Source organism: Microbispora sp. NPDC049125 (genome assembly GCF_040802045.1).
GTDB lineage: Bacteria > Actinomycetota > Actinomycetes > Streptosporangiales > Streptosporangiaceae > Microbispora.
Genome location: NZ_JBEZDW010000011.1, coordinates 125,549 through 146,354, shown reverse-complemented (window position 1 = coordinate 146,354; position 20,806 = coordinate 125,549). Strand labels below are relative to the sequence as shown.

The following is a 20,806-nucleotide window of genomic DNA, read 5'->3' as shown; positions in this document are numbered from 1 at the left end:
CATGAGGAGACGATCCGGCCACGAGACGCGCTGGGCGTACATCTTCATGCTGCCGTGGCTGATCGGCCTGGTCCTCTTCCAGGCCGGGCCGATGATCGCCAGCTTCGTGCTCTCCCTCACCGACTACGACCTGATCTCCAGCCCCGAGTTCGTCGGCCTGGGCAACTACGCGACCATGCTCGAGGACCCGAAGGTCGCCAGGGCGATCGGCAACACGGCGTTCTACACCGTGCTGCACGTGCCGCTGGCCCTGGTGATCTCGCTGCTGCTCGCGCTCATGCTCAACCGGATCACCGGGCGGGCCGCCGGGTTCTTCCGCACGGTGTTCTACCTGCCGTCCATGACGCCGTACGTCGCGGTGGGCGTGCTCTTCCTGTTCCTGCTGAACGGCCAGGCGGGGCTGGTCAACCAGGTCCTCGGGGTCTTCGGGATCGACGGGCCGCAGTGGACGAGCGACCCGGCGTGGGTCAAGCCGGGCATCGTGCTGATGTCGCTGTGGAACCTCGGCTCCACCACGATCATCTTGTTCGCCGCCCTGCGCAACGTCCCCCGCGAGCTGTACGAGGCCGCGATGATCGACGGGGCGGGGGCCTGGCAGCGGTTCCGGTCGGTGACCGCGCCGATGATCAGCTCGGCGCTGTTCTTCGTCCTGATCATCAACACGATCTCGTCGGTCCAGATGTTCGACCAGGTCTACACCATGTTCTTCGGCAACCAGACGGCCCAGCACGCCAACGGCGACGCCGCCCTGTTCTACGTCGTCTACCTCTTCCAGCAGGGCTTCCAGTTCCTCCACATGGGCTACGCCTCGGCCCTGGCGTGGCTGCTGTTCGCCATCATCTTGATCATCACGGTGATCCAGGTGAAGGTGGGCAACCGGTTCGTCTACTACGAGGCCGAGCCGCAGGGCACGGCGGAACGGACGGGGCGATGACCGGGCAGGCCGGCGACCGGCCCGGGAGCGGCGGCACCCGCAGGGCGTTCTTCCTGATCATGCTGGCGGCGGCGTCGGCCGTGTTCCTCTACCCGTTCGTCTGGCTGGTCGTGGCCTCGCTCAAGCCCCGCGACCGGACGTTCAGCGACCCGTTCCTCCCCTGGCCGAACCCGTTCGCGCCGGAGAGCTACGTGAACGTCTGGGACGCGGCGCCGATGGGGGCGTGGCTGCTCAACACCGTCGTCGTGGGCCTCATGGCGGCGCTCACGGTGACCGTGTCCAGCGCGTTCGTCGCGTTCGGGTTCGCCTACTTCCGCTTCCCCGGCCGGGGTGTGCTGTTCGGCAGCGTGCTCGGCACGATGATGCTCCCCGCGGCGGTCACGCTCGTGCCGACGTACCTGATCTGGAACTCGGTCGGCCTCACCGGCACCCAGGTCCCCCTCTGGGCGGGCAACCTGTGCGGCTCGGCCTTCTACATCTTCCTGCTCCGCCAGTTCTTCCTCGGCATCCCGCGCTACGTCTTCGAGGCGGCGCGGGTGGACGGCGCGTCCTATCTCGACCTGTTCTGGCGCATCGCGCTGCCGCTCGGGCGTCCGGCCCTGATCATCGCGTTCATCTTCGAACTCAAGGCGAGCTGGTTCGACCTGATGAAGCCGCTGATCTACCTGCAGGATCCCGGGCTCTTCACGCTGCCGCGCGGGCTCAAGGCCATCGTCGACCAGTTCTACCAGGGCGGCGACCCCAAGTGGGAGATCGTCCTGGCGGCCGGGGTGATCACCACGCTGCCGCTGATCGTGATCTTCTTCATCGGCCAGCGGTATTTCGTGCAGGGCATCGCCACAACCGGCCAGAGGGGCTGACGGGCTCCCCGGTAGGCTGCTGGACCGTGCTCATCCTGCTGCCGCCGTCCGAGGGGAAGGCCGCCCGGGGGACCTCCGCGACCAGGAGGCTGAGCTTCCCCGAGCTGGACTCCCCTCGTGAGAAGGTGCTCGACGCCCTGGTCGCGCTCTGCCGTACGGAGACCGCCCAGGCCGTCCTCGGCCTGTCCGCCGGGCAGGCGGGCGAGATCGCGCGCAACCGGGAGCTGGCCGCGGCGCGCGCGCTGCCGGTCGCGGAGCTCTACACCGGCGTGCTCTACGATCACCTGGGCCTGGCCACCCTGTCCCCCGCCGCGCGCAGGCGGGCCGACCGGCGGATCGTCGTCTTCTCCGGGCTGTGGGGGCTGCTGCGGCCCGCCGACCGGGTCCCGCCGTACCGCCTGTCCATGGGCGTACGGCTCCCGCCGATGGGCGGCCTGACCGCGTTCTGGCGCCCCGCGATCACGGCCGCGCTCGAACCGGCGAAGGGCCTCGTCGTGGACCTGCGGTCGGCCACGTACGCCGCGGCCTGGCAGCCCGGCGAGCGGTCGGTGGCCGTACGGGTGCTGAGGGAGGCCGCGGGGACGCGGACCGTCGTGAGCCACATGGCGAAGGCGACGCGGGGCGTGGTCGCCAGGGCGCTGGTGGAGACGCCGGAGCGGCCGCGGACCGCGCAGGAGCTGGCCGAGGTCCTCACCGGCCTCCTCGGCGGCCTCCCCGGCGGCCATGGACATCGGGTGGAGCTCGGAGGACGCCCTCGGCGGGGCGGGTCGTGGACGCTCGATGTGATCGTGGAGGAGTGATCAGGTCGTGGGCAGGTTGAGCCGGGCGCACGCCCTGCGGTACTGCTGCGCCGGGTCTCCCAGATGCGACCAGGGCAGCCGGCTGAACCGGCCGCCGGTCCTGACCAGATGCCCGCGGGCGGGACGGCGCAGGTCTGCCAGGTAGAACGCGGCCCCGAAGGCGTTGTGCGCCTCGACCGACCGGGGGTGGGCGCCGCCGAGCCGCCGCTCCGACCAGTGGCCGGCGGCCGAGACGATCTCCCGTTGCACGTCGAAGGAGAACCACCCGCCCCGCGACATCGGCGTACGGCCCGATCCGGCGATCTCGAAGTGCGCCAGCGGCAGCAGCGCCGGCAGCGGGCTGCCCTCCTCGGCCTTGGCCACCGCCGCGCGGGCGAACTCCAGCATCTCCTGCGCCGAGCCGCCCCAGCCGGGCGACAGCGTGATCAGCCGCGCCACCGCCGCCGGGTACAGCATGGGCCAGCGGCGCGAGCACTCGAACCAGACCGTGTCCTTGTCCGCCCTGGGCCGCTCGAGGCCGAGGGCGAGCCACATCATGCACTCCCACGGCACAGGGTCGTGCGACACCAGCGCGGCCGCGGTGAGCAGCGGCTGGCGCGCCCCTTCCATGGCCGTGTGGTAGGTCTGCAGGCGGTTCGCCTGCACGGCCCTGGCCCGCACGTCCGGCTTGAGGTCCCACGCCTCCTCCAGCCGGGTCCTGCCGAGCCAGAGCCACAGCTCCGGATTGCCCTGATCACGCGCGACCAGCGCCTCGATGGACCGGCTGGACCCGATCATGGCACGCGACAGCGCCTCGACCCGGAGCGATCGCACCTCAGGATCGCCCCGGGTCGCCACGAGTGCCGCCAGCCCCGCCGCCAGGTTCCCTCGACGCGCGGCCTCGACCGCGTCGTCGAGGATGGTGTCCGCCCAAGGGCGGTCCGGGATCACTCGTGGCCCCCGAGCACGCGCCCGATCCACTTCGATCACTCCCATGAGGCGCGAGCCTAGGAGTGTCAAGGTCATCCGGGCGCTACCACGGCGTTACGGAGTTGTTAACCGTTCACTAGTCGAGATAGTCGCGCAGGACCTGGGAGCGGGACGGGTGACGGAGCTTCGACATGGTCTTGGACTCGATCTGGCGGATCCGCTCGCGGGTCACGCCGTAGACCTTGCCGATCTCGTCGAGGGTCTTCGGCTGGCCGTCGGTGAGACCGAACCGCATCGACACCACGCCCGCCTCCCGCTCGGACAGCGTGTCCAGAACGGAGTGCAGCTGCTCCTGCAGCAGCGTGAAGCTGACGGCGTCGGCCGGGACGATGGCCTCGGAGTCCTCGATGAGGTCGCCGAACTCGCTGTCGCCCTCCTCACCGAGAGGCGTGTGCAGGGAGATCGGCTCACGGCCGTACTTCTGCACCTCGATGACCTTCTCGGGCGTCATGTCGAGCTCGCGGGCCAGCTCCTCGGGAGTGGGCTCGCGACCGAGATCCTGCAGCATCTGCCGCTGGACCCGGGCCAGCTTGTTGATCACTTCGACCATGTGGACCGGGATGCGGATGGTCCGCGCCTGGTCGGCCATGGCCCGGGTGATCGCCTGCCGGATCCACCAGGTGGCGTACGTGGAGAACTTGTAGCCCTTGGTGTAGTCGAACTTCTCGACCGCCCGGATCAGGCCCAGGTTGCCCTCCTGGATCAGGTCCAGGAACAGCATCCCGCGCCCGGTGTAGCGCTTGGCGAGCGACACGACCAGGCGGAGGTTGGCCTCCAGCAGGTGGTTCTTGGCGCGGCGGCCGTCCTCGGCGATCCACTCCAGCTCGGCGCGGACGTCGACGGGCAGGACCTCGCCGTCGCCGGCGAGCTGCTCCTCGGCGAACAGGCCGGCCTCGATCCGCTTGGCGAGCTCGACCTCCTGCTCGGCGTTGAGGAGGGGCACCTTGCCGATCTGCTTGAGGTAGTCCTTCACCGGGTCGGCGGTGGCGCCGGCGGCCGCGACCTGGGCCACCGGAGCGTCGTCGTCGTCGTCGGTGAGGATCAGCACCTCGTCCTCTGACTGGACGACCACCTCGGCCTTGGGCTCCTCGGCCTCGGCCTCGACCTCGGGCTCCGCCTCGACCTCGACCTCGGCGACCTCGGCCTCGATCTCGACGTCCTCGACCTCGATGTCGAAGTCCTCGATGTCGACGTCGCCCTCGAGGTCGATCTCCTCGTCCTCGGCCAGGTCAGCCGACTTGGCCTTGGGCTCGGCCTTGGGCGCCTTGAGCTCGGGGCCGGCGGCGGGCGCCTCCGGCTTCCCCTTGGCCGCGGGCGCGGTCTTCTTGCCCGGCGGGCCCGGCTTGGGCGGCCCGGGCTTGGGCGCGGCGGGCTTCGCCGGCGCGGGCTTCTTCGCGGCGGGCTTGGGGGCCGGCGCGGAGTCGGTCACCACTGCGGTGACGGTCTCCGGCTGCGACTCCTTCGCCGCGGCGGACTTCGTCGTCTTCTTGACGGGCGCGGTGGTGCGGCGCTTGGCTTGACCTCGAGACCGCTTGGGCCCGGCGGAGTCTGCGGCCGTCACCACGACGGTCACCCCCTCCTTGCTGAGGCTGCGCAGGAATCCAGCGGCGTGCGACAGCGGAATGTCCGCTTCCTCGAAGGCCTTGCGGACATCCTCGGACTCGAGGAAACCCTGCGAGCGCCCACGCTCGAGGAGCTGCTGAATCACTGGCTCGTTCAGCTCCGACGGCTTCGAGCGAGTCGAACTTGCAGGCGACACGAACACCTCTCGAACGAACGCATGGCGAGAATGGACCCAGGTGCTTCTTCTTTTCCGGTGGTGAGGTCGCGCTGACCGCGACATGCCATTGTGGCACGCCACGGCACGTGATACGGCCCCGTCCCACCGGTTGCTCCTCCACCCTAGGCCGACCGAGACACTAGTGCGTACGGATGGAGGTCACCGAGACCCGAAAGCAACCGTTATGACGGTTTCATTCAGTCACTCTTCGTGGTCGGCGGCACGTGAACCGCGAGCACCGTTACGTCGTCATCCTGTTCATACCCGGACAACATGCGGTCCACCAGAAAATCGAGCAGCATATGCGGACTGCTCACGACTTCCGGCGGCGCCTCGGCCACCACGGACGAAAGCTCCCGCAGACCCGCGTCGAGGCCGCGCTTGCGGTTCTCCACGAGGCCGTCCGAATAGAGCACGGCCGTGTGCCCTGGCGGCACGCAGAACCGGAACTGCTTGCGGCTGGTGGCCCAGCCGAGCGGCGTGCCCGGCTCGGTCTCGTGCAACAGCCCGACCCCCTGGGGTGAGACGAGCAGCGGCGGCGGATGACCGGCCAGGGCGAGCGTGCCCTCCCCGGTGCCGGGTTCGACGACCATGTACGCCAGGGTCGTGACCTGCTCCTCCTCCTCGGTGGCCTCGAACACCCGGTCCAGGCCGGTGAGAACCGCCGCGGGCGGCGGGTTGGTCAGCGCCAGGGCGCGCATGGCGTTGCGGATCCGGCCCATGCCGGCGGCCGCCTTGACGCCCTTGCCCATGACGTCGCCGACGACGGCCGCCACCCGCCCGTCCTGGAGGACGAACGCGTCGTACCAGTCGCCGCCGACCTGGACGTGCCGGGAGCCCGAGCGGAACCGCTGGGCCAGCACGAGCCCCCGTACGACCGGCAGGCGGTCGGGCAGCAGGCTCCGCTGCAGGGTCTCGGCGGTGCGGTGCTCACGCTCGAACAGCGTGGCCCGCTCGACCGCGAGCGCGCACTGCCCGGCCAGCGCCTCCAGGAAGACGCCGTCCTCCTGGGAGATCTTCTGCGGCCTGGTGAACGAGAACCGCAGCGCGCCCAGGGCCCGGCCGGCGGCCAGCAGCGGCAGACCCACCCAGGCCCGCTCGTCGGTATGGGTGAGGAAGCCGTCGATCTGCTCCTCGTCGGCGCCGGCGTCCACGAGCTGGCCGCGCAGGCTTTCCGGCGATTCGGCGAAGACCGGCCGCCTGCTGTTGACCGCCATCGTCATCACGCTGGAGTGGGACAGCTCGATGTCCTCGCCGGGCGCGTCCGGGATGCCGCCGCTGTTGATGACCTTGAGCGTGGCCCGGTCGGGGTCGAGCAGGGCGACCGCGGAGTGGTCGGCGGCCAGGGCCGTCCGGCCGACGTCGATGATGACCTGGACGACCTGCTCCACCGTGAGAGCCTCGGCCAGGATGGCGGTGGCGCCCTGCAGGCGGGCGGTGCGCCGCGCGGCGGCGCCGAGCTGGTCGGTGAGACGGCCGCGCATCTCCTCGGCCTCCCGCTGCGGGGTGACGTCGGTGTTCGCGCCGACCCACTCCACCACGCGGCCGTGCCTGATGATCGGCACGGCGCGCACCTCGAAGTGCCGGTAGCCGCTGGCCCGGGTGCGCACCCGGTAGCTCCACTCGAACATCGTCCGGCCGCGCAGGGCCTCGCGCCACGCCTCCTCGGCGCCCGGCCGGTCGTCGGGGTGGACCGCGTCGAGCCAGCCCTGGGCGAGGTACTCCTCCAGGCCCTGGCCGGTGATGGCGCGCCACTGCGGAGCGTCCTCGATCGCGGATCCGGTGGGCGAGGTGATCCACACGAGCTGCTGCTGGGACTCCACCAGGGACCGGTAGCGCTCCTCGCTGCGCCGCAGCTCCTCCTCGGTCCGCTGCCGCTGCGTCAGGTCGACGCCGAACAGGGCCACGCCGATGAGGCCGTCACCGGCGTGCATCGGGAAGAACGACACCGCCCAGTGGCGGGTGTCGCCGTTCTCGGCGCGGGTCCTGATCCGCTGGTCGGTCACCGGCAGGCGCTCCCCGGCGATCCGGTGGAGCGCCGAGTCGATTAAGGCCGTCAGATCGGCCGGGAGAATCTCGGCCGGAAGGCGGTCCAGATGCCGTTCGACAGGATGCCCAGTCAACTCGGTAAAGGTCGAGTTGACCCGGACGAAACGGCCAGTCGGGTCGAAAAAAGCGAAGGCGAAGGGCGCCTCCGACATCAGGCCTCTGAAGAGGTCGGAGTCTGATATATCCAAACCGGACTCCCGGGGCCGGGGCACGGAGGTTTCGGCGCTCATGGTCGGCACCTCCGTCGCGTGCCAGCGTCTCCCACGAGGCACATCTCCATAACTGTGATTGGTAGCGCAGATCTGCCCTACATCATCGGTGATCGACGTGCGCGGACGGAAGCCCCGCCCGGCATGCGGTCAACGCATCCTGTCAAAAGACCGGCGCTCGCGCAGGAAGATCTGGCTTACTGCTTCACCGCCCGCTTCGCTTCCTGCTTCGTGGCGCGCACCAACTCCAGGCTCGCGGCGTCCACGACGTCGGCCACCGACCGGTGCACCCCCTCCTCGCCGTACGGCCCGGCCGCCTCGCGCCACCCCGCGGGACGTACACCGCGTTGCTTGCCCAGCAGGGCCAGGAAGATCTGTGCCTTCTGACGCCCGAAGCCCGGCAGCGCCATCAAACGACGCGACAGCTCGGCACCGTCCGGCACATCTTCCCATACCGCGTCGGCCACGCCGTCGTAATTCTCGACAAGGTAGGCCGCGAGCTGCTGGATCCGGGTCGCCATCGACTTCGGATACCGATGGACGGCGGGCTTGGCCGCCAGCAAGGCCGCGAACTCCGCAGGATCATAGGAGGCGATCTCGCGCGCGTCCAGATCGTGACCGAGCCGTTCGCTGATCGTGTGCGGCCCGGCGAACGCGCGCTCCAGTGGAACCTGCTGGTCAAGCAGCATGCCGATCAGCAATGCGAGAGAGCTGCGGCCGAGCAGCTCGTCGGCCTCCGCCTGCTGGGCGAGCTGGATGCGCATACCCCCGAGTTTCCCATGGACTTCCCACGGAGGACGAAGCCGAGGGTTGACAGTCGGCCGGAAAGTTGTGGAATTGGGGGCGGCAGGTCCCCATGCAGCGAGGAACGCAGCCGATGCCCGCACTCGCAACTCGAATCAGTGGCGGCCCCTCTACCGCGCCCGGCCTCCGCGAGCTCGTGGAGCTCGTTATCGCCCGGCTCGCCGCCGAATTCCTGACCGTCCCCCTGTCCACCGTCGACCGCTCCGTGGCGGACGCGTGGGCCCGCGGCGAGCATCTGGGGCTCGCCGTGACGCCCGAGATCGTCGAGCGCGTCGCCCGCGAGCACCTGCTTGGCCTGGTGAACTCGGCGCCGCCTTCCAGGCGTTAGGGGCCCGGCCCCCGACCGGACCAGGAGGGAGGGGGCCCGGCCCGCTCGTCCCGCCCGTCCTCGACGGGACGCGCCGGCCCGCCGGTGTATAACGGGCCCGCACATAACGGGGATGTCACCGGCCCGTGTTCCTGATGCCGTCGGCCGCGGGAATGCGAGAAGGTGGAGTCCGTGAGCGAGCGGAGCGAGATCGCGTGAGTCGTCGGCACCGACGAGACCCCGCCGGCACCCGGCCGCCGGACGACGTGTTCGCGGAGATGCTGCTGGCAGCCCGGGAGCTTCTCGCCGTCCGCAGCCCCCTCGACGCCGAACTCATGGTGTCCGACATGCTGGGCGCGTGGTGGGGCCGCAGGCTGCGCGGCGGCGACGTCGAGCAGATCCTCGGCGAGGGCCTCGTGGACTACGCGGCCAAGGCGGGGACGCCCGCCGCCCTCACCCTGCTCATCTCCGTCGCCTACCTCGGCACGGCCCGCCAGGCGGCCAAGGCCGAGGGCGCCGCGCTCGCCCTGATGGAGTCCGACGTGGCCAGGCCGCGGTGGGCGGACCGGGTCGGCGCGGTGAAGCCCGCGGGCTGCTACGTCTCCAGGGACGTCTACGGCGACCAGGACACGGTGGTGTGCACTTTCGCCTACAACGGCGAGGACACCCACGCCCTCGTCATGGTCGTCGACTACAACATGGGCGGCATGGCCCGGGACGCCTGGGTGTCCTCCCAGGTCGACAAGCTGCTGGAGCAGGCGAGGCTGGAGGCGGCGGGCAACGCGCTGCTCAGGTTCGAGGAGCTGGAGCCGCAGCAGGCGCGGGCGCTGCTGGAGTTCGCCATGAAGGCGGCCAGGGCCGCGCACGTACGCAAGGGGCCCCGGCTCGTCAGCGACAGCTACAGCGCCTACCACGCGTTCGCCAGGGCCCGGATCAAGGCGCTGCCGCCGGGGCGGATGCGGCCGGCGCCCGCCCACGCCGAGGCGCCGTACAGCCGGGACCGGCGGGCGATGCTGGCGGCCGAGTTCCTGGCGTCCGACGCGGCGGAGAACCTGTCGGACCCCTCGGCGGCGTCGCGCTGCGCCGACCACATCATCGACTACGGCTGCGACCAGGACTTCGGGCGGCCGATGCGGGTCAGCCCGATGAAGTGCGAGACGTTCCTGCTGGACTGGCTGCCGCGCAAGGTCCTGCTGTCCACCGCGGAGCAGGACGCCATGCCGCACGTGCTGTCGGCGTGGGTCCGCTTCGCGGGAACGCGGATAGGGCTGCCCGAGGAGGGCGTGCGGGCGACGCTCGACGCGGTGTGGGAGGCGACGGCCCGGTTCGGCGAGGCCTACCGGGACCCGACGACGTTCGGCCTGGACCGCTCCCTCGTGGAAAGGCTCCTGCCCGACGGCGACCTGTCCGCGCTGGCGCGGCGGGCCTTCGCGTTCCCGCTGCTCCAGGGCATGCGCGGCTCGACCAACCTCGACCTGCTCAACCCCGCGGACGAGGCGGACCGGCGCATCCTGCTGGAGATCGACCACGCCGCGGAGCTCGGCAGGCACGACCTCGAGGAGCACCTGGCCTGGCACGAGGAGATCGCCGGCCGCCTCTGGGACGGCGACCCCGCCCAGATGTGGGAGGCGGCCCAGCGGCTGACCGACCTCGGGCACGACCGGCACGACGTCCTGCACGTGCTCATCGAGATCGCCGAGCGGATCGGCGACCACCCCGACGAGCTCGCCGCCGCCCTCGACGACATCGCCGACATCCCGGACGAACCGCCCGTCTGACCTCCGGCTCCCCCGATCTGCGGCAAGATTGATGGACGTAGGAGCCCGCCGAGCCGGAGGCGAGGCAGTTGGACACTGTGATCGATCTGAACGCGGACCTCGGAGAGGGCTTCGGGATCTGGAGGCTGGGCGACGACGACGCCCTGCTCGACGTGGTGACCAGCGCGAATGTGGCCTGCGGGTTCCACGCGGGAGACCCGCTCATCATCCGGCGCGTCTGCGCGGCGGCGGTGGACCGGGGCGTGGCGATAGGGGCCCAGGTCTCCTACCGCGATCTCGCCGGATTCGGCCGCCGGGAGATGGAGATCGCCCCCGAGGAGCTGTGCTCCGACGTGCTCTACCAGCTCGCGGCGGTCGACGGCGTCGCCCGGTCGATGGGGGGGCGGGTGTCCTACGTGAAGCCGCACGGGGCGCTCTACAACCGGGCCTGCCGCGACGCCGCGCAGGCCGAGGCCGTCGCCGCCGCCGTCGCGGCCTACGCCCCCGCCCATGGCGGGCCGCCGCTTCCCGTGCTCACGCTGCCCGGCTCGGCGCTGGCGGAGGCGGCCGCCCGGCACGGCCTGCCGGCGGTGGGCGAGTGCTTCGCCGACCGGGCCTACACCGCGTCGGGGACGCTGGTGTCGCGGCGGGAGCCCGGCGCCGTGCTGCACGACCCCGCCGAGGTGGCCGCCCGCGCGGTCCGCATGGCACGCGAGGGCGTGGTGACCGCCGTCTGCGGCGCCGACGTGCGGGTCGCCGCCCGGTCGATCTGCGTACACGGCGACACCCCCGGCGCCGTGCGGCTGGCCGCCGCTGTGCGTGAGGCGCTCACCGGCGCCGGGGTGCGGCTGGAGTCCTTCGCATGACCGTCCGGGCGGCGGGCGAGGGGGCGCTGCTGGTGGAGACCGGCTCGCTGGAGGCGGCCCACCGGCTGGACGCGCTGCTGCGGGCCGACCGCCCCGCGGGGGTGGAGGAGATCGTGCCCGGCCCGGAGACCGTCCTGGTGGTCGCCCCGGGAGCGGACCGGGCCCGCCTGGCGTCGCGACTGGCCTCGCTGCTGCGTACGGCGAGGGAGACGGCCGCCGGGCCGCTCGGCGGGCCGACGGTGGAGATCCCCGTGATCTACGACGGGGAGGACCTGGCGGCGGTGGCCGAGCTGACCGGCATGACCGCCGGCGAGGTCGCGCGCAGGCATGCCGCGTCCGACTTCGTGGTGGGCTGGCTCGGTTTCGCGCCGGGCTTCGCCTACCTCATCGGGCTGGACCCGGCTCTGCACGTGCCCCGGCTGGAGACGCCCCGCACGTCGGTGCCGCCCGGCTCGGTGGCGGTCGCCGGGCCGTACTCGGCCGTCTACCCCTCGGCGTCGCCCGGAGGCTGGCGGCTGCTGGGGCGCACCGGCGCCCGCGTGTGGGACGTGGACGCCGATCCCCCGGCGCTGCTTCCGCCGGGCACCCGCGTACGGTTCCGGCCGTGAGCGGGACGGGAGACCGTGGCCGCCTGATCGAGGACCGCCTGATCGAGGTCGTGGCGCCGGGGCCGTACGCCACCGTGCAGGACCTCGGGCGGCCCGGCTTCGCCCATCTGGGGGTGCCCCGGTCGGGTGCGGCGGACGCGCCCTCCCTGCGGCTGGCCAACCGGCTCGTCGGCAACCCGGAGTCCGCCGCGGGGATCGAGCTGACCCTCGGCGGCGCCGTGCTGCGCTTCGCCGCGGGGGCCTGGGCCGCGCTGACCGGGGCGCCCTGCCCCGTGACGGTCGCCCGGCGGCCGGCGGGCATGTGCGCCCCGGTGTGGGTTCCGGCCGGCGGCGAGCTGCGGGTCGGCGTGCCGCCGCACGGGCTGCGGACCTACCTCGCCGTGCGCGGCGGCATCGGCGTGGCGCCGGTGCTGGGCAGCCGGTCCACCGACTCGCTGTCCGGCATCGGGCCGCCGCCCCTGCGGGCCGGGACGGCCCTTCCGTTCGAGACGGACCCGCCGGCCGGCGCGATCGGCGTGGACCTCGCCCCGCAGCGGCCGCTCCCCCGGTGCCCCGCCGTACGCCTCGTGCCGGGGCCGAGGGACGACTGGTTCGCCCCCGGGGCCGTGGCCGCCCTGTGCGCCGCTCCGTACGAGATCACCCCGGACAGCAACCGCGTCGGCGTGCGGCTGCGCGGCGCCGCGCCGGAGCGGGCCCGGGAGGGCGAGCTGCCCAGCGAGGGGATGCCGCTCGGGGCAGTCCAGGTCCCTCCCGGAGGGCAGCCGATCGTGTTCCTGGCCGACCACCCGCCGACCGGGGGCTACCCGGTGATCGGCGTGGTGGCGTCCGGCGACGTCCCGCTGGTGGCCCAGCTGCGGCCGGGCGACCGGCTGCGGTTCCGCCCGGCTCAGGAGACGAAGCCGATGTCCTCGTACCGCAGGTCGTAGAAGCCGTTGGCCCCGACGTTGGCGAGCGAGGACCGCACGGCGACGTTCTGCGGGCACTGGTAGAGCGGCAGGACGTTGAGCTTCTTCCAGACCAGCGCGTCGGCGGCGTTCACCAGGTCCCTGATCTTGGAGGCGTCCAGGACACTGCCCGCCCGGTACATCGCCTGGTCGATCTGCTTGCTGCCGCTCCGCCCCAGGTTGGAGTACCACTTGATGTCGTCGCTCTTGACGTTCTCCCCGTTGACGTAGATGTCGAACGCGCTGGAGATCGGGAACGGCGAGCTCGGGTAGGCGAACGCGGTGATGTCGAAGTCGCCGGGGATCAGATGCTTGCTGAAGAAGTCGTCGAACGGCACGGTCTGCACGGTCACCCGCACCCCGATCCGCTGCAGCATCAGCCGGGCGACCCCGGCCTCGATGTCGCCGGCCGCGACCCCCGAGGGGATGACGAAGCGCAGCGCCAGGGGCTTGCCGTTCTTCTCCCTGACCTTGCCCGACAGCTTCCAGCCGGCCTGGTCGAGCAGCCGCCCGGCCTGCCTGGGGTCGTAGGAGCCGAGGTCGCCGGCGTTGGCCTCGTAGCCGTGCTGGTTGTTCATCAGGAAGTGGTTGTCGAGCGTCACCACCGGCCAGCCGAGGCCCTTCAGGTCGAGCTGCATGAGCGCCCGCCGGTCGAGCCCCTTCGCGATCGCCTGGCGGACCCGGACGTCGGACAGGATCTCGCTCTCGCCGTTCAGCGTGAACTGGCGGTACTCGGTGCCCGCCGCCTGCCGGAGCACCGCGTCCCAGGCCTCCTTGACCCGGGAGTAGTCGTCCGCCGACGGGCCCACGTCGAAGACGTCGACGTCGCCCTTGGTGAAGGCGCGGACCATGCCGTCGGCCCGCTGGGCCTGGAACACGATCCGGTCGAGCTTCGCCCGGTTGCCCCACCAGGTGTCGTCGCGGACGAGCGTGACGCTCCTGGCCTTGGGGTCGAGCCGCTCCAGCCGGAACGGCCCGGCCGTGACCGGGATCTTGTTGATCCAGTCGGCGTTGAACGCCTCCGGGGTGGCGTTCGTGGCGCTCGGGTAGAGCGGGGTGAACAGCGACTGCCACTCGTTGAACGGCTGGGCGAGGGTGACCACCACCTCGTGGTCGCTCGCGCCCCTGCCGACGCTCTGGACGTTCTCGTACGCGATGGTGGAGTCGACGCGGTAGGCCCTGTCGTGGCCGCTCATGGCCTTCCACTGGGCGGCGAAGTCCATCCACGTGATCGGCCTGCCGTCGGACCAGCGGGCCTTGGGGTTCAGCGTGTAGGTAATGACCTGCTTGGGGGAGGTCGCCGTGACGCGCGCGTTGGTGACGTAGTCGGGGTCGATGGTCAGGCGGCCCCGCTCGTCGGACCGGAACGGGCGCGGCATCAGCGCCTCCATCACGGTCCTGACGTTGGCGACGTCGCCGTCGAGCTGGTTGGCGTTCCACTGCGTCGGCAGGTCGCTGAGCCCCCAGCGCAGGGTGCCGCCGTCCTTCACCTGTTCCCGGGGGGCCGGGTTGATGTCGAACGCCTTGACCGGAGAGGGGGACAGGCCGCTGTCGCGACCGCCGGTCGCGTGCTCGCCGCCGCAGGCCGCGGCCCCCCACAGAGCGACCAGCGCGACCAGGGCAACCGGCCATCGTGCTCTCACGTGTCTCTCCGATCCCTCCAGCTACCTTTCGCAGTCGATTAGTAGCAGAAAGTAATCGCCGCGGGCTCCGGGACACGCGAACGAAGACGGAGTTTTCAGGACAACGTCAGGACAATTCGTCGACGGCGCTGCGCACGTCCGCGCTGGTGATCGTGGTCAGCTCGGCGGCGTTCGCCGACCCCTGCGCGGCGAGGCGGACGTCGCGCCGCAGGGCCGCCCTCTCGTAGAGCGAGCGGGCGAAGCGGCCGTTCCCGAGGCCGTCGATCAGGCCCTCCCTGCAGACCCAGTCGAAGACGTCCGCCATGTCCCGGGCGGCGGAGTCGTCGAAGCGGTCGCCGCCCCGGGCCGCGAGCAGGCCGGCGATCTCGGCGAGCTCCTCCGGCGAGTAGGACGGGAACGACACCCGCTGGTTGAACCGCGAGCCCAGCCCCGGGTTGGTCGCCAGGAAGGCGTCCATCTCGCGCTCGTACCCCGCAAGGATGATCACCACCCGGTCGCGGTCGTCCTCGGCCCGCTTGAGCAGCGTCTGCACGGCCTCGGCGCCGAACGCGTCGCCGCCCGAGTATCCGGCGTTGACCAGGCTGTAGGCCTCGTCGACGAACAGCACGCCGCCCAGCGCCCGGTCCACCAGCTCGTTGGTCTTGATGGCCGTGGCGCCCAGGTGCTGGCCGACCAGGTCGGCGCGGGAGGCCTCGACGACGTCGGGGCGGGCGAGCAGGCCGAGCGCGGAGAAGATCCGCCCGAGTATCCGGGCGACGGTCGTCTTGCCGGTGCCCGGCGGGCCGACGAACACGAAGTGCCGCATCTGCGAGTGCACGGGCAGGCCCTGCTCCTGGCGCATCCGCGCGACCTTGAGCTGCGCGGTGATGGCGTGGACCTGCCGCTTGACCGGCTCCAGCCCCGCCATCCGGTCGAGGTCCGTGAGGGCCTCCTCCAGGGTGGGCGTGGCCTGGTAGCCGCGGTACCTCGCGGTGATCTCGTTGAACGCCTTGGTCACGTCGCCGACGGTGATCGTGACCAGGTCCTCCCCGCGCGGGGCCCCTCCGGCGCTGACCACCCGTACGTCGCGGGCCTGGGCCGCGGCCTCCGCGAGGCTGCGCGCGAAGCGGGCGTTGCCCAGGTCGTCGACGAGTCCCCTGCGGTGCACGTCCTCGTACAGGCGCCGCAGGACGGGCCGGGCGTCGGGCTCCAGCCGGTCCCCCCGGCGTTCCTGAAGCGCCTCGGTGATCTCCAGCAGCTCGTCGGGCGAGTAGCTCGGGAAGCGGACCCTGCCGGAGAACCGGCTCGACAGCCCGGGGTTGGACGACAGGAAGCCGTTCATCTCGCGTTCGTATCCGGCGAGGATGATGATCAGCCGGTCGCGGTCGTCCTCGGCCCGCTTGAGCAGCGTCTGCACGGCTTCGGCCCCGAACCGGTCGGGCTGCCCGTCGCCGGAGTTGATCAGGCCGTAGGCCTCGTCGACGAACAGCACGCCGCCGAGCGCCCGGTCGATCAGCTCGTTGGTCTTGATGGCCGTGGCGCCGAGGTACTCCCCCACGAGGTCGGCCCGCTGGGCCTCGACGACGAACGGCGTCTCCAGCAGCCCGAAGGCGTAGAAGATCTTGGCGAGCGTGCGGGCGACGCTCGTCTTGCCCGTGCCCGGCGGGCCGAGGAAGACGAAGTGCCGCATCGGCGGCTCGTTGGCGTAGCCCGCCTCCTTGCGGAGCCTGGCGGCCTCGATGGACGCGGCGATGGCCCGCACGCGCTCCTTGACCGGCTCCAGGCCGATCATCGCCTCCAGCTCGCCCAGCGCCTGCTCGACGGTGATCTCGGGGGGCGCGCCCTGGTCGCCGCCGGACTGCTGATGGCCTCCCGCCCTGATCCGCTGCTGGACCTGGGCCTCGCCGCCGGCGGGCTCACGCTCCAGCTCGCCGCGTATCCTGCGGGCCAGCACGAACCGGTAGACCAGCACGGCGGCCGCCGCGCCGTACGCGCCCCACAGGGCGGCCGGCGTGGAGACGGGGGACAGCGCGAAGGCGACCACCCCCGCGGGGACGAGCGCCATGAGCGTGGTCAGCCACGGCGGGACCCACCGGATGAGATGGGCGGCCCCGGCGACGCCCGCGCCCAGGAGCATCAGCAGGCCGGGCGCCGGCGAAGAGGCGCCGAACGCCGCCATGAGCACGGGGAGCAGCAGGCCCCACCCGGCCAGCACGAGCACCGTGGCCGCGGCACGCGGGTAGCTGAGCGAGAGCGCGACGAAGGCCAGCACGACGAAGGCCCAGACGAACGTGTTCCACAGCGGCCAGTTGAGCGCGGCCGCCGTCCCCATGGTCGCGACGAGCACCGCGACGAACATCACGCGCCGCACGAAGGGCGGAAGGTGGAAATAGCGGAATCGGACCTGCTCGAACAGGTCACGTGCCGCAGTCCGACTTAACAGGCCCGCCGCCCGTGCCCTGTCGGAGTCCCGCATCGGCGCCTCCCCGCTTCAGCCCCGGTTATACCGCAAGGAAGGGCGGAATGGGTGGACCTAACGGGTGCGTGCCTGGTGGCGGCCCGGGTACTCCCTCATGAGGACCTGGCGGGGCGTCACGCGCAGCACGTCGCCCTCGGCCACGGCGACGCCGCGCACCTCCGCCCAGAAGCGGGGGTCGCTCACGAAGAGGACGACCCGGGGGTCGCGCTCCACCGCGTCCCACGCCTCGTCCCCCGCGATCAGGCGGAACTCCCCCGACGAGGTCACCGACGTCACCGCGCTCACCGCGAGCGCCCGCGGCCCGCCGGGCTCGGTGTAGGCCAGCACGACGCTCCGCGAGTAGGTGGCGGCGTGCCGCACCTCGTCGCTGAGGCCGGTGGAGGGGGTGCTGTCGCCGGGGAGCCGCGTCCCGTGCGACTCGGACGGGACGAGCGAGGCACGCCAGGGGCCGGGGCCGCCCCGCCACCACGCACGCGCCGCGCGCCCGGCGAACGCGGCGGCGGACAGCGTGAGCGCCGCCCACGCCGCCCACACCACCGCTCCGGCGCCGGGATCGCCGCCCGGCAGGGTGCCCGCCGCCCCCACCACCGCGAGGCAGGCCAGCGCGGCGGCGAGCGCGGACACCGCGACGGCCAGCCACCGGTCGGCCCTCAGAACCGGGCGCAGCGGCGGCGCCCCCCTCCGCGCCGCCCGCGTCCTCGCCCGCCATACGGCGCCGAGCACCGCGATCGAGGCGAGAGCCGTCACGGGGCGGCCGGTCAGCGGCGGGAGCAGGGCCACGGCGACGGCGCCCTGCCAGACCCGGCCGGCGACGACCCAGGAGGCCACGTCGACGTCGCGCACGGCCGTCCGGTCGGGCAGCGCGGCGGCGAACTGCGCGAGGGCCTGGATCGGCCGGCCGCGCCACGCCTCCACGAACAGACGCGCAACGAGAGGGGCGGCCGCGTTCAGCAGGACCAGGCCGGCGGCGCCCGCCCAGGCTCCCCCGGCCTCGTCGGCCGCCTCCTGGAACGACGCCGGTCTCGTGGCGGGCAGCGTGGCCAGGCAGACGACGTACGCGGCCGTGGCCACGAACCCGAGCGCCACCGACAGGGCCAGCCACAGATCGCGCCCGAGCATCGCCGGGACGTACGGCCAGGCACGCACGCGACCGGCCTGCCGCACCGTGACCGCCACGACGCCCGCGAGGGCCAGCGCTCCCCCGGCCTGCGCCTCCCGGTGCAGCCCGAAGCCGGGGCCCGCGGCCGACGCCGCCGTCAGGGCCGCCGCGAGCAGCACGCGGACCTGGCGCGACCAGCTCTCCAGAGCGCGCCGCGCCTGGCCCGTCTCACGTGGGTCCACCTCCCAGGCGGGGTCGTGATGCGGGCGCGGACGGTCCCAGCGCAGCAGCGTGAGGCCGAGGTTGACCCGTGCCGCCGGATGGTCGGGACGCCTGCGCAGCGCGGCGGCGTAGGCGCGCGCCGCGCTGTCGTGGTCGCCCCGCAGCAGGGCGAGGTCGCCGACGAGCACGTGCGGGTCGGGCTCCTCGGGGGCGAAGCGGACGGCGGCCCGGGCCTCGGCCCAGGCTTCCCGCCACCCTCCGGGCCGGCGCCGCAGCGCCGAGCCGAGCCGGAGCCGCGCGGCCCAGGAGCCGGGGCTGTGCCTTACGGCCTCCCGGGCCGACGCGACCGCCTCGGAGTCGCGGCCGAGGCGCTCAAGGGCGACGCTGACCAGGCGGTGTCCCCATTCGCCCTGCGGGTCGCGGCCCACCGCCTGGCGTGCGGCGTCGAGCGCGGCCTCCGGCTGGTCACGCGCCAGCCGGGCCACCGCGACCGCGCACCAGGCCCGGGGGTCGCCGTTGTCGAGCGGGGGCGGCACCGGGGTCGCATCCCATCCCTCGGCATCGCTCCCCACCCCCGCATGATCCGTTGCGGGTCCTCGCTTGCCTAGACGCGGGATATATACCTATATCTCTCTAGAGAGGCGCGTCGGCCGAGCTTGGCGGCATATGTCGGCAGCGATCTGGCGATATGCCACCGGACCGCCCCGAAGGCCTGAGAGATTCGCTCCGCATGCCCTAGGCTGCCACGCATGTTCCAGCGGGCCCAGGAGCACTGAGCGGCCTATGACGTCTGCCGGAGTCGAGGCCCAGCCCGGCGCCGTCCGCGCGAAGAGCGCCCCTCGCGTCGAGGGGCTCCGCGTCGAGCACGGCGCGGAGCGCGGTGGCAAGCACAGTGCTGAGCATGGTGTTGAGCACGGAGTCGAGCACGGAGTCGAGCACGGCGCTAGCCGATGGTCGATCCTCGCGCTGCTCTGCTTCAGCCTGCTCCTCATCGCCGTCGACGCCACCGTGCTGCACATCGCGGTGCCCGCGCTGACCGCGGCCCTGGAGCCGTCGGCCGTGCAGCTTCTGTGGATCATCGACGGCTACTCGCTGGTCGTGGCGCCGCTGCTCATCACCTTCGGCACGCTGGGCGACCGGTACGGCAGGCGCCCGTTCGTGCTGGGCGGTTATGTGGTGTTCGGGCTCGCGTCGCTGTCGGCGGCGTTCTCCTCCTCGCCGGCGGCGCTGATCGCCTCCCGCGCGCTGCTCGGTGTGGGCGGCGCGATGATCATGCCGGCGACGCTGTCGATCATCCGGCAGGTGTTCACCGACCGCCGGGAGCGGGCGATCGCGCTCGGCGTGTGGAGCGCCGTCGCCGCGGCGGGGGCGGCCGTCGGCCCGCTGGTCGGCGGCGTATTGGTCGAGCACCTGTGGTGGGGGGCGGTCTTCCTGATCAACGTGCCGCTGCTGCTCGCCGCCCTCCCGGTCGCCGTACGGATCCTCCCGGGCTCGCCGCGCCGCCCCTCGCGCCCCTGGGACGCGCTGAGCGCCGCCCTGTCGACCGCCGGCATCCTCGCTGTGGCCTTCGGGCTCAAGGAGGCGGGCAACGGCCACGCGATGAGCCGCGAGGCCGCCGCCGCCGTGCTGCTGGGCGGCCTCGCGCTGCTGGTCTGGTTCGTACGGCGGCAGCGCCGGCTGGCGTTCCCGCTGGTGGACGTCGGGCTGTTCCGGCAGCGGGGCTTCTCGACGGGCGTGGCGTGCGTCCTGCTGTCGATATTCGCGCTGGTCGGGCTGGAGCTCATGCTCGCCCAGTACCTCCAGCTCGTGCTCGGGCTGTCCCCGCTGGAGGCCGCCGTTCGCATGCTGCCGCTGATGGTCGCCGCCATCACGGGTGGCCTGGCGGCGGCTCACGTCCTTCGCCGCATCGGGCTGCGGGCCACCGTCAGCGGCGGGCTGGCCCTCTCCGCGCTGTCCCTCACTCCCGTGCTGACCTGGGGCGCCGAGCCCCACACCGGCATGCTGACGATCTGCTTCGTCGGGATCGGCTTCGGCGTCGAGGTGGCGCTGCTCGCCGCCTCGGACACGATCATGGCGTCGGTCCCGGAGTCCCGGGCCGGGGGCGCGGCGGCCATCGAGGAGACGGCGTACGAGCTCGGCGCCGGGCTCGGCATCGCCGTGCTGGGGACGATCACCACGCTCGTCTACGCGCCGGGCGTCGAGGCGGTCTCCGGCCTCTCCGGCACGCTCATGGCCCAATCACGGGAGTCGCTTGCCGCCGCCGCGCACGTCGCCGGGGAGACCGGCGGCACCGCCGGGGCCACCCTGCTGGAGACGGCCAGGACGGCCTTCGTCACGGCGCTGCACTCCACCGTGATGATCAGCGTGGCGCTGCTCGCGCTCACGGCCGTCGCCGTGGCCGTGCTGGTCCCCCGCCCCGCCGTTCCCGAGGCCGCCGAGGAGCCCGAGCGCGTCACGGTCTGACGCCCGCGTGCATGACCGGGGCGGTAATGGGGAG

16 protein-coding genes are annotated in these 20,806 nt (G+C 72.5%); 9 read left to right on the top strand and 7 right to left on the bottom strand.

Going from position 1 to position 20,806, the window contains the following annotated elements; all coding sequences use genetic code 11:
- The first annotated feature begins 1 nt into the window (after position 1).
- Genes AB0B72_RS15735 through AB0B72_RS15725 form a run of 3 tightly spaced genes read left to right on the top strand, consistent with a single transcriptional unit; the run spans position 2 to position 2,594 of the window.
- On the top strand, positions 2–934 hold the full coding sequence (locus AB0B72_RS15735) for a carbohydrate ABC transporter permease (RefSeq protein ID WP_367739445.1): 933 nt from the start codon (positions 2–4) through the stop codon (positions 932–934).
- The gene (locus AB0B72_RS15730; protein WP_367739444.1) at positions 931–1,794 is read left to right on the top strand and encodes a carbohydrate ABC transporter permease; all 864 of its coding nucleotides are present in this window, start codon (positions 931–933) and stop codon (positions 1,792–1,794) included. The genes AB0B72_RS15735 and AB0B72_RS15730 overlap by 4 nt, the downstream gene beginning before the upstream one ends.
- Before the next feature lie 26 nt (positions 1,795–1,820).
- Positions 1,821–2,594 (top strand): YaaA family protein, encoded by a 774-nt coding sequence (locus AB0B72_RS15725; RefSeq protein ID WP_367739443.1) that lies wholly within the window; start codon positions 1,821–1,823, stop codon positions 2,592–2,594.
- Here the strand turns inward: AB0B72_RS15725 and AB0B72_RS15720 are convergent, their stop codons facing one another.
- The 4 genes from AB0B72_RS15720 to AB0B72_RS15705 all read right to left on the bottom strand — a co-directional run bounded on the left by AB0B72_RS15720 (position 2,595) and on the right by AB0B72_RS15705 (position 8,365).
- Positions 2,595–3,569: a hypothetical protein gene (locus AB0B72_RS15720; RefSeq protein WP_367739442.1), complete on the bottom strand. Its 975-nt coding sequence runs from the start codon at positions 3,567–3,569 to the stop codon at positions 2,595–2,597.
- Positions 3,570–3,639: 70 nt separating this feature from the next.
- Positions 3,640–5,322 carry an RNA polymerase sigma factor gene (locus AB0B72_RS15715; protein ID WP_367739441.1) on the bottom strand — a complete coding sequence of 561 codons (1,683 nt, stop codon included), beginning with the start codon at positions 5,320–5,322 and terminating at the stop codon, positions 3,640–3,642.
- 218 nt (positions 5,323–5,540) lie between these two features.
- Positions 5,541–7,622 (bottom strand): SpoIIE family protein phosphatase, encoded by a 2,082-nt coding sequence (locus AB0B72_RS15710; protein ID WP_367739440.1) that lies wholly within the window; start codon positions 7,620–7,622, stop codon positions 5,541–5,543.
- Positions 7,623–7,798: 176 nt separating this feature from the next.
- Positions 7,799–8,365, bottom strand: coding sequence for an HhH-GPD-type base excision DNA repair protein (locus AB0B72_RS15705; RefSeq protein ID WP_367739439.1), 567 nt, complete (start codon positions 8,363–8,365; stop codon positions 7,799–7,801).
- A 113-nt stretch (positions 8,366–8,478) separates the two neighbouring features.
- Here AB0B72_RS15705 and AB0B72_RS15700 point away from each other — a divergent pair, with 113 nt between their 5' ends.
- The 5 genes from AB0B72_RS15700 (at position 8,479) to AB0B72_RS15680 (ending at position 12,869) form a co-directional block, all read left to right on the top strand.
- Entirely contained in the window at positions 8,479–8,733 is a 255-nt protein-coding gene (locus AB0B72_RS15700) for a hypothetical protein (RefSeq protein WP_367739438.1), read from the top strand.
- 257 nt (positions 8,734–8,990) lie between these two features.
- Positions 8,991–10,490, top strand: a complete 1,500-nt coding sequence (locus AB0B72_RS15695) for a hypothetical protein (RefSeq protein WP_367739494.1) — start codon at positions 8,991–8,993, stop codon at positions 10,488–10,490.
- Positions 10,491–10,558: 68 nt separating this feature from the next.
- Complete coding sequence (locus tag AB0B72_RS15690; protein WP_367739437.1) at positions 10,559–11,335, top strand: LamB/YcsF family protein; 777 nt, start codon at positions 10,559–10,561, stop codon at positions 11,333–11,335.
- A complete protein-coding gene (locus AB0B72_RS15685) occupies positions 11,332–11,943 on the top strand; it encodes an allophanate hydrolase subunit 1 (protein ID WP_367739436.1) in 612 nt (203 codons plus the stop codon). Before AB0B72_RS15690 ends, AB0B72_RS15685 begins: the two co-directional genes overlap by 4 nt.
- A complete protein-coding gene (locus AB0B72_RS15680) occupies positions 11,940–12,869 on the top strand; it encodes a biotin-dependent carboxyltransferase family protein (RefSeq protein WP_367739435.1) in 930 nt (309 codons plus the stop codon). The genes AB0B72_RS15685 and AB0B72_RS15680 overlap by 4 nt, the downstream gene beginning before the upstream one ends.
- Here AB0B72_RS15680 and AB0B72_RS15675 read toward each other — a convergent pair.
- The 3 genes from AB0B72_RS15675 to AB0B72_RS15665 all read right to left on the bottom strand — a co-directional run bounded on the left by AB0B72_RS15675 (position 12,830) and on the right by AB0B72_RS15665 (position 18,881).
- Entirely contained in the window at positions 12,830–14,530 is a 1,701-nt protein-coding gene (locus AB0B72_RS15675) for an ABC transporter family substrate-binding protein (RefSeq protein WP_367739434.1), read from the bottom strand. The two genes, AB0B72_RS15680 and AB0B72_RS15675, sit on opposite strands and share 40 nt — an antisense overlap.
- A 106-nt stretch (positions 14,531–14,636) precedes the next feature.
- On the bottom strand, positions 14,637–16,985 hold the full coding sequence (locus AB0B72_RS15670) for an AAA family ATPase (protein ID WP_367739433.1): 2,349 nt from the start codon (positions 16,983–16,985) through the stop codon (positions 14,637–14,639).
- Positions 16,986–17,042: 57 nt separating this feature from the next.
- A complete protein-coding gene (locus AB0B72_RS15665) occupies positions 17,043–18,881 on the bottom strand; it encodes a tetratricopeptide repeat protein (RefSeq protein WP_367739432.1) in 1,839 nt (612 codons plus the stop codon).
- A gap of 211 nt (positions 18,882–19,092) precedes the next feature.
- Here AB0B72_RS15665 and AB0B72_RS15660 point away from each other — a divergent pair, with 211 nt between their 5' ends.
- Positions 19,093–20,772, top strand: coding sequence for an MFS transporter (locus tag AB0B72_RS15660; protein WP_367739431.1), 1,680 nt, complete (start codon positions 19,093–19,095; stop codon positions 20,770–20,772).
- Positions 20,773–20,806: the final 34 nt, after the last annotated feature.